15 protein-coding genes are annotated in these 15,921 nt (G+C 69.1%); 7 read left to right on the top strand and 8 right to left on the bottom strand.

Translation table 11 applies throughout. The features are described from left to right. Positions 1–9: 9 nt before the first annotated feature. A complete protein-coding gene (locus tag IU452_RS14675; protein WP_195109530.1) occupies positions 10–1,743 on the bottom strand; it encodes a phytoene desaturase family protein in 1,734 nt (577 codons plus the stop codon). A gap of 81 nt (positions 1,744–1,824) precedes the next feature. Between IU452_RS14675 and IU452_RS14670 the strand changes: the two genes are divergently transcribed. Then, positions 1,825–2,364 (top strand): GNAT family N-acetyltransferase, encoded by a 540-nt coding sequence (locus tag IU452_RS14670; RefSeq protein WP_228817553.1) that lies wholly within the window; start codon positions 1,825–1,827, stop codon positions 2,362–2,364. Here IU452_RS14670 and IU452_RS14665 read toward each other — a convergent pair. From IU452_RS14665 to zapE, 3 genes are all read right to left on the bottom strand, one after another. Beyond that, entirely contained in the window at positions 2,345–3,253 is a 909-nt protein-coding gene (locus IU452_RS14665) for a class I SAM-dependent methyltransferase (protein ID WP_195109529.1), read from the bottom strand. The two genes, IU452_RS14670 and IU452_RS14665, sit on opposite strands and share 20 nt — an antisense overlap. A 173-nt stretch (positions 3,254–3,426) precedes the next feature. After that, entirely contained in the window at positions 3,427–4,236 is an 810-nt protein-coding gene (locus tag IU452_RS14660) for a tyrosine-protein phosphatase (protein ID WP_195109528.1), read from the bottom strand. Positions 4,237–4,281: 45 nt separating this feature from the next. After that, complete coding sequence (zapE, locus tag IU452_RS14655) at positions 4,282–5,301, bottom strand: cell division protein ZapE (protein ID WP_195109527.1); 1,020 nt, start codon at positions 5,299–5,301, stop codon at positions 4,282–4,284. Positions 5,302–5,336: 35 nt separating this feature from the next. On the opposite strand from zapE, the gene IU452_RS14650 reads away from it, so the two are divergent. From IU452_RS14650 to msrB, 4 genes are all read left to right on the top strand, one after another. Then, positions 5,337–6,110 carry a pyrimidine reductase family protein gene (locus IU452_RS14650; protein WP_195109526.1) on the top strand — a complete coding sequence of 258 codons (774 nt, stop codon included), beginning with the start codon at positions 5,337–5,339 and terminating at the stop codon, positions 6,108–6,110. A 32-nt stretch (positions 6,111–6,142) separates the two neighbouring features. Then, positions 6,143–7,699 carry an alpha/beta hydrolase gene (locus IU452_RS14645; RefSeq protein ID WP_195109525.1) on the top strand — a complete coding sequence of 519 codons (1,557 nt, stop codon included), beginning with the start codon at positions 6,143–6,145 and terminating at the stop codon, positions 7,697–7,699. Between the two features lie 65 nt (positions 7,700–7,764). Then, on the top strand, positions 7,765–9,102 hold the full coding sequence (locus IU452_RS14640; protein ID WP_195109524.1) for a glycosyltransferase family 87 protein: 1,338 nt from the start codon (positions 7,765–7,767) through the stop codon (positions 9,100–9,102). Positions 9,103–9,111: 9 nt separating this feature from the next. Further along, positions 9,112–9,555 carry a peptide-methionine (R)-S-oxide reductase MsrB gene (gene msrB / locus IU452_RS14635; protein WP_195109523.1) on the top strand — a complete coding sequence of 148 codons (444 nt, stop codon included), beginning with the start codon at positions 9,112–9,114 and terminating at the stop codon, positions 9,553–9,555. Positions 9,556–9,618: 63 nt separating this feature from the next. On the opposite strand, the gene hemQ is transcribed toward msrB, so the two are convergent. From hemQ to hemE, 3 genes are all read right to left on the bottom strand, one after another. Further along, positions 9,619–10,314 carry a hydrogen peroxide-dependent heme synthase gene (gene hemQ, locus IU452_RS14630; RefSeq protein ID WP_195109522.1) on the bottom strand — a complete coding sequence of 232 codons (696 nt, stop codon included), beginning with the start codon at positions 10,312–10,314 and terminating at the stop codon, positions 9,619–9,621. 245 nt (positions 10,315–10,559) lie between these two features. Further along, entirely contained in the window at positions 10,560–11,909 is a 1,350-nt protein-coding gene (locus IU452_RS14625; protein WP_195109521.1) for a protoporphyrinogen oxidase, read from the bottom strand. Positions 11,910–12,050: 141 nt separating this feature from the next. Continuing rightward, on the bottom strand, positions 12,051–13,118 hold the full coding sequence (gene hemE, locus IU452_RS14620) for a uroporphyrinogen decarboxylase (protein ID WP_195109520.1): 1,068 nt from the start codon (positions 13,116–13,118) through the stop codon (positions 12,051–12,053). A 72-nt stretch (positions 13,119–13,190) separates the two neighbouring features. Between hemE and IU452_RS14615 the strand changes: the two genes are divergently transcribed. Then, entirely contained in the window at positions 13,191–13,829 is a 639-nt protein-coding gene (locus tag IU452_RS14615) for a DUF3000 domain-containing protein (RefSeq protein ID WP_324192614.1), read from the top strand. Positions 13,830–13,851: 22 nt separating this feature from the next. Next, on the top strand, positions 13,852–15,129 hold the full coding sequence (locus tag IU452_RS14610; protein ID WP_195109518.1) for a ribonuclease D: 1,278 nt from the start codon (positions 13,852–13,854) through the stop codon (positions 15,127–15,129). On the opposite strand, the gene IU452_RS14605 is transcribed toward IU452_RS14610, so the two are convergent. Next, complete coding sequence (locus tag IU452_RS14605) at positions 15,117–15,920, bottom strand: enoyl-CoA hydratase (RefSeq protein ID WP_195109517.1); 804 nt, start codon at positions 15,918–15,920, stop codon at positions 15,117–15,119. The two genes, IU452_RS14610 and IU452_RS14605, sit on opposite strands and share 13 nt — an antisense overlap. Position 15,921 lies beyond the last annotated feature (1 nt).

Genomic DNA, 15,921 nt, shown 5'->3' with positions numbered 1-15,921 from the left:
CGATGCTGTTCAGCCGCGACGTGCGGTGCGCACCGCGAGCCGTTTCGCGGCGGCCAGGGGTTCCCAGTCCGCACCGTCGGGCCCGAGATCGTGGGCGTCGCCGAGCACCGTCCCCGCTCGGATCTCGGCATCCAGGTCGCGGCGCAGTGCGGCCGCGGCGGCGTGCAGGCCCGACAGCATCGCGCTTTCGACGGCCGGTCCCCAGGCGGTGGAGGCACCGGCGAGGAACAGTCCGCGGATCTCCGTGCGCACCCCGGGCCGGAACGGCCCGAATTGCAACAGCGACATCTCGATTCCGTACGGCGTACCGCTCGTGGAGCGCGTGTACCGGTGCTGGGTGAGCGGGGTGGCCGCCTCCCGCCACCGGATGTGCTCCTCGATGCCGGGGATCACCTCGGCCACCCGCTGGATCATGATGTCGGTCAAAGCTTCTTTGATCCTGAGGTATTCGGGGTTGTGCCGGTATTCGGTGTCGCCGTGGGCGGGCCATGCGGGCAGGCCCCAGAAGTCGGGTTCGGCGGAGATCAGCGTCATCACCTCCAGCACCGACGAACTGGGCGGCGCGCCGAACGGGTTGTCCGGATCCTTGACCGTGGTGATGCTGACATAGGCCGGAAGCCGCTTGCGTGCCTGCGCGATTCGCTCGTCCCGGGTATAGCCGCCCTTGTTCTCGGCCAGATCCTCGAACAGGGATGTGACGTCCTCGGAGGTGGGGACCGAGTAGAAGTTGGTGTTGCCGACCCGTTCGGTGAGATCGAGATCGACGCCCAGGTAGCAGTTGAAGAACGACTGCGACATCCGGAATCCGCGCACACGGGCCGCCGTGAGGCGGTTCAGATGGGAACGGCCGACCAGATCGAGCAGGGTGTGTTTGACATCGGCGTTGGACACCACGATCGGCGCGGTGAACCGGCTCCCGTCCTCGAGTTCGACACCGGTGACGGCCTTGTCCCGCACCAGGATCCGCCGCACCGCCGCCCGCGTGCGGATCTGCCCGCCGTGGGCGACCACCACCTCACCCAGCCGCGCCGACAACACCTGACCGCCGCCCTTCGGGAACCACGCGCCGTCGTTGAGGAAGTTGTGCAACATGAAGGCGTGCACCATGACCGGCGTGCGATGCGGCGGACTGGCGTAGGTGCCGTATTGCACCGACATCGCCGCCTTCAGCCGTGGACCGAGTTCGTGGGCATCGAGCAGATGTGTCAGCGGGCGCATGGCCCACACCGCCGCCGGGCCCGCCGACCACACGAATCGGGCATTGCCCAGCAGTGAGGCGGGCGTGCGGCTGTGGTCGATACTGCGGCCGATGCGCCGCAGGATGCGCACCACCGCGCGGATCCGATCCGCCTCGGCGGGAAAGGCTTCGATCAGATTGCGCTGATAGTTGTCCCAGCCGCGCGGAATCTTCAGGGTCAGATCGGGAAAGACGATGGTGTCGAAGCCGTCCGGATCCAGCGGCCGGAATTCGATCTTCTTGTCCAGCCCGACCCCACGCAGAATCGTCGGAACCATCCCGTGCGGCCCGCAGTCCCCGAGATAGTGCAGTCCGACGTCGAACTCCCACTTCCCCGCCCGGCGAAACGCGTGGGTGCAGCCGCCGATCACGTCGTAGGCCTCCAGCACCAGCGTGCGCCGACCCGCCGCCGCCAGGTAGGCCGCGGCCACCATGCCACCCATCCCCGAACCGACGACGATCGCGTCGTACTCCGCCGAATTGGCGTAACTATAGGTAACACCCATCTCCGCACCGTAGTATAACGATCGGTTTACCCGCAAGACCGGATCTGCGCCGGACGGCGGCGATGTGGTGCTATGACAGGTATGAGCGACATCCCAGTCATCGTGGACCGGGCCGGGCTGTGGGACGTGGAGACCCTCAGTGACGTTGCGGCGGCGACCTTTCCGCTGGCCTGCCCGCCCGGGCTGCAGCCGGAGGACATCGAGAAATTCATTGCCGAGGTGCTCTCGCACGACCGCTTCGGCGACTATCTCAGCGATCCCGACCGCATCGTGCTCAAGGCCGAGGCCGACGGCGAGATCGTCGGCTACGCCATGCTCGTCGCGGGCGAACCCGCCGATCCGGATGTCGCCCGGGCGGTCGAGCGCCGCCCCGTCATCGAGATCAGCAAGCTGTACGTGTTACCCGGCCACCACGGCAGCGGGGTGTCGACGGCCTTGATGCGCGCCGCCGTCGACAGCGCCCGCCGCGGCGGTTACGCGGTGGTCTGGTTGGGGGTCAATCAGCAGAACGAGCGCGCCCAACGGTTCTACGGCAAACACGGCTTTCGGACCGTCGGCACCAAGACCTTCACCGTGGGCTCGCAGCTCTGCCACGACTACGTCATGCAGAGGGAGCTGTGACCGGATTGGTGACCGTGACGTAGCGACTGCTGCGGAACATCGCCTCGAACTGTTCGGGAACCGGCGGCAGTGCCCGCTCGTAGCGGGACGCGAGTTCGGTCGGCGACTGCGCGGTCGTCGACCAGCCGTGGGCGGCGAACCAGGCGTCGGGTTCGGTGCGGTCGTCGGTGTAGAACAGGCCGCTCAGATCGATCTCCGCGAACGGGGTGTCCTGCATATGGTCGGCCTGGTATTCGGCCATCCGGCCCAACTCCTCGTAATTGCTGATGGTGTCGGTGGCCAACCGGCTGCCTGGCGCCGACAGCCGCGCGATCCGCTCGAACAGCGCATCCTGTGCCACTCCGGGCAGATACGGCAGCAGGCCCTCGGCCGACCACGCCGTCGGAGCGGACGGGTCGAATCCCGCCTCCAGCAGGGCCTGCGGCCAGTCGTCGCGAAGGTCCACCGCCACCTCGCGCCGGTCGGCGGGCGCGACGGCACCGTGCTCGGTCAGCACCTGCCGCTTGAATTCGAGCACCTTGGGCTGATCGAGTTCGAAGACGACGGTGCCCGGCGGCCAGGGCAGGCGATAGGCTCGGGCATCGAGACCCGCGGCCAGAATCACCGCCTGCCGCACGTCATCGGCGGCCGCATCCAGGAAGTGGTCGTCGAAGAACTTGCTGCGCAGGCCGATCATCGCAGGGCCCATGGGTGAGTCCCGCAGGGCCGACGGATCCGCGATAATCCGATTCATCCCCTCGTGACCGGAGGCCGCCACGAACAGCGCGGCGTACTCGTCGCGCACCAGCGCATCGGGCTGGACGGTTTCCACGGCCCGGGTCGCAGCCACCCCGAGCGCCGTCGCTCCGACGCTGCTGACGATGTCCCAGGTGTCCCCTTCAGTACGCACGGCTTTCCTCCGATTGGTCGAACTTCGTGTGACGCGAGCGATATCGAGCGGTTGTCCGTGATCACGGACACAGAGGATCTTACGTCCGCTAACGACATTGCTGCCACCTAGAAGTACCGACCCGTACGAATGAGCCCCGGACCGGCCGGTCCGGGGCCCGTCGAAACCGTCCGTCAGGACAGCAGTTTCGCCTTCAGCGCGTCGACGTCGTCGTCGGTCAGCTTCAGGCCGTCGTGGACGTAGTTGTCGAAGCTGCCGTAGGTCTGGTTCACCTGGTCGAAGGCGGCATCCAGGGCCGCGGGCAGAACGCCGTTGAGGCCGTCGCCGGGGGCGGCGTTGCGGTAGTAGTTCGACAGCAGGTAGTCGTAGGTCACCGTCTGGCGGTCGACGCCGAGGATGGTCAGCAGGACGGCGGCCATCCAGCCGGTGCGGTCTTTGCCCGCGGTGCAATGGAACAGCACCGACCCGTTGTCGGTGTCGATGATGTCGTGCAGCACGTTCGCGAAGCCCTGATTCGCCCCGGGCGCGGTGATGAAGGCCCGGTACAGGTCGGCCCCGGCCGCCAGCGTGGAAGCCATGACCTGCGGCGGCGCCTGGCCGATGATGTCGTCCCAGTGCTCGGTCGCCCCGCCGGGCACCCGATCGGGAAGGATCGCCCGTTCGATCCCCATCCGCAGATCGTCGACGTAACGCACTCGGCGATCGGACAGCGCCGCGAGATCGGCGTCGGTCGCCTTGCTCAGTTCACCGCTGCGAAAAACCAGTCCACTGCGCACGACCCGGCCGTCGGTGGTGCGGTAGCCGCCGAGATCGCGGGCGTTGAGCACGCCCTGCAAGGGCAGGGAACGATCGTCGAGCCCGGCGATCACCGAACTCGTCGCCGCGGGCGGGTCGGTCGCCAGCGCGGTTCCCACGGCGGGGCCGAGGGCGATCGTGGTGGCGGCTGCCAATGCCGCGGTGAGGCGAATCGTCCGGTGGACCATGGCAACTCCTTTCGTTTGCTCACGGTACACCGAGCGACCGCTCGGTCAGGCCGCCGGGACCTCGAACCGCGACAAGGCGAGCAGACGCGAAACGGCGCGCAGATACTTCTTGCGATAGCCGCCGCCCAGCATCTCCTCGGAGAAGATCTTGTCCAGCTTCACCCCCGACACCGTGACCGGGATCCCGGCGTCGTAGAGGCGGTCGGCCAGCACCACGATCCGCAGCGCCACCGCCTGATCGGTCACCGTGTGCACATCGGAGACGAACACCGCCGACACACCCGAGATCAGCGCGCCGTAGCGGGACGGGTGCAGCGTGCTCAGGTGCTGCAGCAGCGCATCGAATTCGTCGAGGGTGGAACCCGGTGTGGCCGCGGCCTTTTCGACCAGTTGCTCCGGGGCGGTCGGCTCCGGGGCCGGCGGCAGGTCGCGGTGGCGGTAGTCCGGGCCGTCGACGCGCACGGTCTCGAACAGCGCACCCAGCTTGCGGATCTCGCGCAGGAAGTCCTGTGCGGCAAACCGCCCCTCCCCCAACTGATCCGGCAGGGTGTTCGAGGTCGCGGCCACCGATACGCCGCGGGCGGTGAGCTCGGTCAGCAGCCGCGACACCAGCATGGTGTCGCCGGGATCGTCGAGTTCGAATTCGTCGATGCACAGCAGGCTGTTGCCGGACAGGCGTTCCAGCGCATTCGTGAAGCCCAGCGCGCCCACCAGATTCGTGAGCTCGCCGAAGGTGCCGAACGATTTGGGCGCGGGCGAGGCGTGGAAGATCGAGGCCAGCAGATGCGTCTTGCCGACGCCGAAACCGCCGTCCAGATACAGGCCCGCGCCGTTCACCTGCTTCTTCTTACCGAACAGCCCCTTCTTCCCGGCCGCGGCGTGAATCTTGACGACCTGCCCGGCGAAATGCTCGGCCTTGGCCACCGCGGCGGCCTGGCTGGGCTCCTTGGGATCGGGGATGTAGGAGGCGAAACTCACCTCGTCGAAGGTGGGCGGCGGCACCATCTGCGCGATGAGCTGATCGGCCGGAACCTCCGGGTTGCGATCGACGAGGTGTTGTTGCACGCACGTAGCGTACTGACGTGGTGTGATCGGTCGTTATGCAGCGTGTCCCCAATGCGATCCAGTTCACAACGCTGGGCGCCGACGACCTGGTGCGGTTGTACACCTACCCGGCGCGGCTGGAATCGCCGTGGTTTCGGGTCAACTTCATCTCGAGCATCGACGGCGCCATGACCCTGGACGGGCGCTCGGGTGCGCTCGGCGGCCCGGCCGACAAGACCGTCTTCCGCATCCTGCGCGATCTGGCCGATGTGGTGCTGGTGGGCGCGGGCACCGTGCGGACGGAGAACTACGCCGGCGCGCGCGCCGACAGCCACCGCCGCATCCGGCTCTACCACCACGGTCTCGGCGGCAGCCAGGACGGCACACCACCGCCGATCGCGGTCGTCACCGCCAGTGCCGCACTGGATCCGGAGAGCCGGTTGTTCACCGACACCGCGATCCCGCCCATCGTGCTCACGACCGCCGCCGCGCCCGCCGAGCGCAAGCGCCTGCTCGCCGACACCGGCGCCGACGTCGTGGAGGCGGGCGACACCACCGTCACCGCCGCCGCCATCGCCGCGGCCCTCGCCGAACGCGGGCTGCTGCGGGTGCTGTGCGAGGGCGGGCCGTCGCTGTTCGGCGAGCTGATCGTCGCCGGTGCCGTCGATGAGCTGTGCCTGACCGTGTCACCGCTGCTCGTCGGCGGTACCGCGGGGCGAATTGCGGTGTCGCCCAACGCCTTGCCCACGCCGATGGCGATGGTGCACGCGCTGCTCGACGACGACGGTACGGTGCTGACCCGTTGGGAACGCGCCCACACCCAGAGCTGAAGCAACGCACCGAACCTGGCAGGCTGTAGCGCATGCGCTGGACTCGGGCCGCCCTGCTGGTGTCGTCGTCGCTGACGGTTGTGCTCACCGCCGCCTGCGGTGCGGGGCCCTCGGACCGCCCCGGCGTCGCGGTCGAGCGCCCGCACCGGGCCGGCACACCGACCACCTCGTCCGCCCCCGCGCCGCCGCCCGGAGCCGAGGTTCCCAAGACCGATCTGAGCTGGCACGACTGCGCGGCCCCGACCTTCGGCAAGCTGGGACTGGGCGCGCCCCCGCCGGGACTGATCTTCGAATGTGCCGAATACTCCACCGGGATCGATGCCGGCGGCACGGTGCTGGGCACCTTCCGCAATGCCGCGGTGCGGGCCCGGCTGCCGCAGACCCCCACCGACGCCGCGCCGCTGGTGCTGACCTCGGGCGCGGACCGATCGTCCACCGCGACCCTCGCGGGCCTGGCCACCGGACCGGCCGGGGCGATCCTGACCGCGCATCCGGTCGTCGCGGTGGATCGGCGCGGCATCGGCAGTTCGCAGTCGATCGACTGCCTGCATGCGGACACCCGCCGCGCCCTGGCCGACAGCGCCCAATTCGCCTCCGGCGATCAGATCGAGGCGATGGCGAAACTGAGCCAGGACGCCACCGTCGCCTGCACGGACTTCCTGCAGCCGTATCAGCGCACCTTCGACGCCGCCCACGCCGCCGACGACATCGAGCAGCTGCGCAAGCAGTGGCAGGTGGACCGGATCGCACTCCTGGGCGCCGGGAACGGCGCACAGGTCGCGCTGAGCTACGCCGCCAAGTACGGCGACCATCTGGCGCGGCTGGTCCTGGACGCACCGCAGGCCGTGGAGGCCGACGCCGCCACGCGGGCCGAACAGCGGGTCAAGGGGGCCGAGGCGGCGTTGACCGCCTTCGCCCAGCGCTGCGCCGCGCTGAGCTGCTCGCTGGGCGCCGACCCGCGTGGTGCGGTGCTCGATCTGGTGAACCGGGCCCGCAGCGGCGGACTCGGTGACCTGTCCGCGGGCGCGCTGCTGACCACGATCTCCGCATTCCTCGGCGATCCGCGCGCCGATCAGGCCGCCCACGTCGGCGAGCTGGCGGATGCGCTGTCGGCCGCCGGGCGGGGCGACCGCGGCCCGATCGGCCAACTGGTGCAACGGGAATCGGCGGCCGTCGCCTCCGACGGGCAGTTCGTCGCCCGCTGCAGCGACAACCAGCAGCCCGCAACACTCGAGCGCGCCAGGCAACTGGTGCCCACCTGGTCGGCCCAGTATCCGGTCTTCGGACAGGACGCGGCCGTGCGCCTGATGGCGTGCAGCGCCTGGCCGGTCCCCGATCCCGCGCCGCTGCCGACCAAGCTGGCGCTGCCGGTGCTGGTCCTCGGCGCCGCCGCCGACCCCGTGGTCGGCGTGGACGGGCTGCCGATGGTGACCGGGGTGCTCGGCCGGGCGGGTGCGACGATCGCCAGCGTCCGGTGGCAGGGATGGGGGCATCCGGTGGCCAATCACTCCGCCTGCGCACAGCAAGCGGTGACCGAGTACCTGAAGGACGCGAAACTGCCCGCCGACGGCACCGCCTGCCCCGCCTGAGTTACGGTCTGTGTTCGATGGCCTCGCTCCGCTCGGCGGTTCGCGGCCCCTGAGCCGAGATCGGCATGCCAGAGGGCGGGTCCGGCCAACCATTCGGGCCCGTTCCGGTGTACCGTGCCCCAGTGTTGTTTCGTCAGCTCGAGCCTCGAACCGCTCGCACCACCGCCGAGGTCCTGAACTTCGCTCTGTGGCCGTTCGCGGTCATGACTGTGCTGCACCGGATCGTGGTCAAGGCCACCAACTTCACGATCACCGACGACTTCGCGCCGGTCTATCGGGCGTCGCTGGCGTTTTTGAACCATCGAGCCGTCTACAACGAGAACTTCGACTACGTCGATCCGCACTACCTGTACCCGCCCAGCGGCACGCTGCTGATCGCGCCGCTGGCGATCATCGACCCCGAGAAGTCGAAGTGGTGCTTCATGGGGCTCAATGCCCTGGCCATCATCCTCGCCTGGTATCTGCTGCTGCGGCTGTTCAAGTTCCGGCTCTCCTCCCCGGCCGCGCCGCTGCTGCTCCTGCTGATGTTCCTGTCCGAAACCGTCATGAACACACTGGCGTTCGGCAATGTGAACGGAGTTGTCCTGCTGGCGGAGGTGGTGTTCATCCACCTGCTGCTCGCGCGCCGCGACCTGCTGGCCGGTGTCGTCATGGGGTTGACGATCGCCGTCAAGCCGACTCTCGCTCCGCTGCTGTTGATTCCACTGGCGCGCCGGCAGTGGCAGGTCTTCATCACCTCGCTGGGCGTGCCGCTGGTGCTGAATGTCATTGCGTGGCCGCTGATCACCGATCCGATGGACTTCGTGCGCCGGACCTTGCCATACCTGCTCGAGAATCGCGACTACTTCAACAGCGCGATCGTGGGCAATGCCGGCTACTACGGGCTGCCGGAGTGGCTGACCTGGGGTATGCGCATCGTCATGGGTGTGCTGGTGCTGATCTCGCTGTGGCTGCTGTACCGCTACTACCGCAACGACGAGCTGTTCTTCGTGTGCACCGCCTCCGGGGTCATCCTGACCGCGTGGTTCCTGCTGTCGGGCCTGGGACAGCAGTACTACTCGATGATGCTGTTCCCGTTCCTGATGACCGTGGTGCTGCGAAATTCGGTGCTGCGCAACTGGCCCGCATGGCTGGCGATCTTCGGATTCATGACCTACGACAAGTGGCTGCTGGATCACTGGCAGAGCACCGGACGGGCGCTGGAATATCTTCGGGTCACCTTCGGGTGGGGTCTGCTGCTGATCGTGGTGTTCTGCGTGCTGGGCGACCGGTATCTGGCCGCGCGGCGCGACGGACGGCTGGCGGAGGGCATCGATCCGGTGTTCCTGCGCCCGGGTGCCGAGCGTGGTGCCCGACCGGCCGACGGGAGCAGGCAGGCTGAGCTGACCCCGGCCAGTCATTAGACTCGGCTTATGAGTTCCGACCCCGACACCTCGCTGCCCGCGCCGAAGATTCAGCTCACGCCGCAGGAATGGCGGGCGCGGCTGAGCCCGCAGGAGTACGCGGTTCTGCGCGAGGCCGGCACCGAACGGGCGTTCACCGGCGAATACACCGATACCGAGACCGAGGGCGTCTACGCGTGCCGGGCCTGCGGCGCCGAGCTGTTCCGCAGCACCGAGAAATTCCATTCGCACTGCGGGTGGCCGTCGTTCTTCGATCCCGCGGACTCCGATGCGGTGATCCTGCGGTCGGACGATTCGCTCGGCATGCGGCGCGTGGAGGTGCTGTGCGCGAACTGCCACAGCCATCTCGGCCATGTCTTCGAGGGCGAGGGCTATCCGACCCCGACCGACAAGCGCTATTGCATCAACTCGATCGCGTTGCGACTGAACCCCTCGGACAACACAACCCGCTGAGACGGGCACACGGTACGCGTGCCCGTCCGCGACGTGCATGCCCCGGGATGGCCGGGGGTTCGGTCAGGGCAGGGCGTTGATCAGCTGGTCCACATCGACGCGGGGGCCGGTGAAGAACGGCACCTCCTCGCGCACGTGCAGGCGGGCCTCGGTCGCGCGCAGATCGCGCATGAGGTCGACGATGCGGTGCAGTTCCGGGGCCTCGAAGGCGAGGATCCACTCGTAGTCGCCGAGGGCGAACGAGGCGACGGTGTTTGCCCGCACATCCGGATAGCCGCGGGCTTGCTTGCCGTGGTCGGCCAGCATCTTGCGGCGCTGCTCGTCGGGCAGCAGGTACCACTCGTAGGAGCGCACGAACGGGTACACGCAGATGTACTTGCCGGGCTCCTCACCGGCCAGGAACGCCGGGATGTGGCTCTTGTTGAACTCGGCCGGGCGGTGGATGGCGGCATTGCTCCACACCGGGGCGCTGGCTCGGCCCAGTTCGGTGGTGCGGCGGAAGTCGGCGTAGGCGGCCTGCAGATCCTCGATCCGCTCGGCGTGCGACCAGATCATGAAGTCGGCGTCCGCGCGCATCCCGGCCACGTCGTACAGGCCACGCAGCACGACCCCACGGTCGGCGAGCGAGTCGAAGAACTCCCGCGCCTCCTTGATCGCCGCTTCCCGGTCCTCACCCAGCACGCCGGGCTGCACCTGGAACACCGAGAACATCAGGTAGCGGATGGTGGAGTTGAGGGCCTGGTAGTCGAGTCGCGCCATATGCCTATCGTGCCACCCGCTTTTCTCGTCGTGCGCAGTCGCACCCGTTGCGTGCGACACACCGACGACATGCCGACAACAACGGGTGCGTTTGTACGGAAGGGGTGCGGATAGCTTCGGTTGTCGGTGGCCGCTGCCACGCTGCGGGCATGACATCGACGATCCTCGCTCTGCTCGCGAACCTTCTGCGCCGCAAGCCGCACCCGTCGCGCACGATCCTCACCGACCGCGCCGGTGCCGGGCGATCAGCGGGGCGGCGTCTCGAGGATGCGGCGGGCGGCGGCGGTTCCGGAGGCGGCGCAGGCGGGGACGCCGACGCCGTGCAGGTAGGCACCGGCGACGGCGAGGCCGGGCAGGTCGGCGATTGCGGCTTCGATCGTTGCGACGCGGTCGGTGTGGCCGGGGGTGTATTGCGGCAGGCCGCCGCGCCAGCGCTGGGTGACCGCTTCCAACGGGGTGATCGTCAGGCCCGTGACCGTCGACAGGTCCTCGGTGGCGGCGGTGATCAACTCCGCATCCGACCAGGACAGCGGGGTGTCGTCGCCGAAGCGGCCGAACGAGGCGCGCACGAGTGCGACCTCGCGCTCGGCCAGATGGGTCCATTTGCGGCTGGACAGCGTGAACGCCTTGGCGCGCAGGGGCTCTCCGGTGGCGACGAGGACACCGGAATTGTCGGGCAGCGGGGTATCGGCGGGCAGCGCCAGTGCCACCACCGCCGAGGACGACAGCTCGATCTGCCCGGCAGCACGTGCCGCGTCGGGCGCGACCTCGTGCAGCAGGTGCGCCGTGATCGGCGCCGGGGTCGCGAGAACCACGGCGTCGACGTCTCCGACCGGATCCAGCCGCCAGCCGTGCGCGGTGCGCTCCAGCCCCGTTGCGGACGTACCGGTTTCCAGCTTCGGCTGGGCGGCCGTGAGCAGCGCGTCGAGCAGCACCCGGTAGCCGTCGCGGATACCGCCGAACACCGGCGCGGTCGACGGCGGTGGCAGCGCCTCGCGGACCGCCTGTGTCAGATTCGCCGCCCCCGCGTCGAGGGCCGCGACCAGGGTCGGCAGTGCCGCTCGGATGCCGATCGTGCCCGCCAGTCCCGCATAGACGCCGCCGAGCAGCGGATCGACGCTGCGCCGCACGACCTGTTCGCCGAACCGGTCGGCCACCAGCTCCGCCACCGAGACATCCCCGCCGCGGGTCCATCGCAGCGGCCGATTCGGTTCGTCCGCGATCTGTACCAGCGTCGCCTCGTCCACCAGCCCGGCCACCGCATCCGGCCCGGCCGGAATGCCCATCAGCGTCCGCTCCGGCAGCGGATGAGCCGTCCCATCCGACCAGATCAGCGGCCGACGCCCGGCCGGATACACCAACTGGTCCTCGATCCCCAATTCCCGCAGCAGCGTAGGGATCTCGGGCCGTCGCCCCACGAACGCCTCGGCGCCCAGATCCACCGGATCCCCCGCGAGCTCACCGGTGTACAGAATCCCACCGACCCGCTCGCCCTGCTCCACCAGCGTCAGCTCGAGGTCGTCCCCCAAGGCCATTCGCAAGCGATATGCCGCGACCAGCCCGCTGATTCCGGCTCCCACCACCGCGATACGCATCGACCTCTCCTTGTCACAGTGGGCGCCATACACCCGCCCATACCCCGATCACCGGTTCGCGCACGGTGCGGTATACCGCCGACGGGACGCCGCTGTTGTGCAAGGTACCGGTTCCCCGGCGGTGGTTCGGCGGGGCATCGATCACAGGGGTGAGGACAGACTGTGGATCAGCTCGACGGTGGCGGTGATCACGCCTGGGTCGGTGTCGGGAAGTACACCGTGGCCGAGGTTGAAGATGTGTCCGGTGGCGCCCAGTGCCAGGGCCTCGTCGGCCTCGTGGGCGATGCGGCGGACCTCGCGCTCGATCACCTCGGCGCCGGCGAACAGGACCGCCGGATCCAGGTTGCCCTGCAACGCCTTTCCGGCGCCCACGCGCCGGACCGCCTCGGTCAGCGGCACCCGCCAGTCGACGCCGACCACATCGGCGCCCGCCTCACCCATGGCACCCAGCAGCTCACCGGTGCCGACGCCGAAATGGATGCGCGGCACGCCCGCGTCGGCGATCTCGGCGAACACCCGCTCCGAATGCGGCAGCACGAACTCCCGGTACTGCGCCAGCGGCAACGCCCCGGCCCACGAATCGAACAGCTGCACCGCGTCCACACCGGCGGCCAGCTGGGCGCGCAGGAATTCGATCGTGATGTCGGTGAGCACGCCCAGCAGCTCGTGCCAGGTGTCCGGATCGGCGAGCATCATCGCCTTGGTGCGCTCGTGATGGCGGCTCGGCCCGCCCTCCACCAGGTACGAGGCGAGAGTGAAAGGCGCCCCGGCGAATCCGATCAGCGGAGTGTCACCGAGCTCGTCCACCAGCAGCCGCACACCCTCGGTGACCGCGCCCACCTCCTCGCGCCGCAACCGCGGCACGGCCCGCACATCCGCGGCGCTGCGCACCGGCTGCGCCACCACCGGCCCGACCCCGGCCACGATGTCGAGGTCGATCCCGGCCGCCTTCAGCGGAACCACGATGTCGGAGAACAGGATCGCGGCATCCACGCGGTGGCGCCGGATCGGCTGCAGGGTGATCTCGCACACCAGCTCCGGATCGAAACAGGACTCCAGCATGCCGACCCCGGCCCGCAGCTCCCGGTACTCGGGCAGCGACCGCCCGGCCTGCCGCATGAACCACACGGGGCGCCGGCTCGGGGTGCCGCCGGTGGCGGCGGCAAGGAACGGCGCGTCGGACAACCGGCGGCGAGTTGGTGTAATCATCCCCGCTATCGTATGCGCCGCCAGCGGCGCGCCTCCGACCGCGCCGACCGGTTCAGGTCTAGGTTCACAGGCGTGACACCGCTCGACTTCCGCGACGGCGCCGCACCGACCCCGGGCCCCGACAGCGAACCAGCCCAGTTTCGCGCCGCGGTCGATGCGATGGGCACCGCATCCGTGCACCCCCGGATCGAGCTCGCACCGATCCGGCCGCCGCAACGCCTGGCACCCTATTCATACGCCATCGGGGCCGAGGTCAAACATCCGGACACGAACGTGATTCCGGTGGATTCGGAGGGCGACGCCTTCGGGCGGCTGATCCTGTTACACGACCCCAACGGGCATGAGGCGTGGCACGGCGTGTTCCGGTTGGTCGCCTACATCCAGGCCGATATCGACGCCGCACTGGCCGGCGATCCGCTGCTCCCGGAGGTGGCGTGGAGCTGGCTGGTGGATGCGCTGGAATCGCGGGCGGAACCGTTCACCGCGTTGGGTGGCACGGTCACATCCACCAGCTCGGTCCGTTACGGCGACATCGCCGGACCGCCGCGCGCCTATCAGCTGGAGCTACGGGCCTCGTGGACGGTGGGCTCGACCCGGCTCGGACCCCACGTGGAAGCCTTCTGCGAAGTACTGGCCTATGCGGCGGGTTTGCCGCCCGCCGGCATCACCCATTTGCGGCCGCGTCCGCAGATTGCCGACGACCGGTTCTGACCGCCACGTAAAGTTCTGGGCTATGCCCGACGAGTCCGATAATTTCCCGGGTGGGGTTGGAGGGAATGCCACCGCTGCCCCACTGCTGGCACCCGCCGACGGCGTGCCACCCGTGCTGGACGCCGCGGCGGACATCGCCGACGCCGCAGCCCGGCTGGCGGCCGGCACCGGCCCCCTGGCCGTGGACGCCGAGCGCGCCTCGGGTTTCCGCTATTCCAACCGCGCATACCTGATCCAGTTGCGGCGCAAAGGCTCCGGAACCTTCCTCATCGATCCGATCCCGGTCGACGGTGCGCTGACGCCGCTGGCGCAGGCGATCAACGAGCTGGAGTGGGTGCTGCACTCGGCCGATCAGGATCTACCCGGTCTGGCGGAGCTGGGGCTGCGTCCGGCGCGGCTGTTCGACACCGAACTGGGTGGGCGGCTGGCCGGTCTCGAACGGGTGGGTCTGGCGGCGATGGTGGAGAAGCTGCTGGGCCGCGAGCTGCGCAAGGGCCACGGCGCCGCCGACTGGTCGACGCGGCCGCTGCCCGCCGAGTGGCTCAACTATGCCGCGCTGGATGTGGAGTTGCTGCTGGAACTGCGCGACGCGGTGGCCGCCATCCTCGACGATCAGGGCAAATCCGAGTGGGCGGCACAGGAATTCGAGCATGTGCGCCGCACCGAACCGACACCGCCGAAGGCCGACCGGTGGCGGCGCACCTCCGGCATCCATACCCTGCGCCGCCCCCGTCAGCTCGCCATCGTGCGCGAATTGTGGACCGCGCGCGACCAATTGGCCCGCTCCCGGGATGTGGCACCGGCCCGGATCCTGCCGGATTCGGCGATCATCGCCGCCGCCGAGGCGGATCCGAAGTCGGTCGCACAGCTTCGCGCGCTGCCGATATTCGGCGGGCCGCGGCAGCGCCGCTATTCCCGGGAGTGGCTCGCCGCGGTGGAACGCGCTCGCTCCCTGTCGGATTCGGAGCTGCCGACGCTCAGTCAGCCCTATGACGGTCCGCCGCCGGTGAACCGCTGGGAGCGCCGCGATCCCGAGGCGGCGGCCCGCCTCACCGCAGCCCGCGCCGCCATGGCGGAACTGTCGGCCGAATACCTGGTGCCGGTGGAGAATCTGCTCACCCCCGATCTGCTGCGCCGGTTGTGCTGGGACGGGCTGCCCGAGTTTCGTTCGGGCACCGTGCCGGAGGATCCGGAGCGCGCGATCGACGAGTTTCTGATCGCGGGCGGCGCGCGGGCCTGGCAACGCGAGCTGGCCGTACCGCGTCTGGTGACGGCGTTGTTCGGGAGTCAGTCCTCGTAGATCGGCGGGCGCCGGTCACGGCGCGCACGGATGGCCTCGTCGAAATTCTCCGTCGTCAACCGCACATACAGCTGCGACATGCCCTCGTGCTGCATATGCGATTCGAAGGCACCGGCCTCGAGCCCGCTCCACAGCATCCGCTTGGTCAGTTCCGTGCCGACCCGGCTGTAGCCGATGATGCGCTCGGCCAGGTCGTAGCAGGTGTCCAGGAGTTTGTCGGCCGGGACCGTGCGCGAGACCAGGCCGATGCGTTCGGCCTCGGCGGCATCGACGTCACGGCCCGACAGCATGATCTCGAACGCCCGCGACGCGCCGATGGCCCGCGGCAGCAGGTAGCTGATCCCTAGTTCGGCCGACGTCAGGCCGTTGTTGATACCGGCCGCGCGGAAGTAGGCGTCCTCGGAGGCGATGCGGATATCGGTCACCATGCTCAGACAGAATCCGCCGCCGATCGCGGCACCGTTGACCGCGGCGATCACCGGCTGATGCATCCGGCGCAGCGCGACCATGACGTCGTTGAGCAGATCCATCGAGCGCCGGGCGATGCTGGTGCGGGTGAGGCCGCCGATATTGGGCACCTTCCCCGCCCCCTGCAGGTCCGCGCCGGAGCAGAAGCCGTGCCCCGCCCCGGTGAGCACCACCACCCGCACATCGTTGTCGGCGGCCACCGCCTCCAGCGTCTCGCGCAGCGGGACCATGACGTCGAAGGCCATCGCGTTCATCCGCTCCGGCCGGTTCAGGGTGACCAATGCGACCTGCGGACGCGGCTTTTCGACGAGCACGAACGACATG

It is taken from the genome of Nocardia transvalensis (assembly GCF_015477765.1).
Classification (GTDB): Bacteria; Actinomycetota; Actinomycetes; order Mycobacteriales; family Mycobacteriaceae; genus Nocardia; species Nocardia transvalensis_A.
Note: the sequence above shows the minus strand (reverse complement) of the source record. Positions and strands in the feature narration are given on the sequence as shown.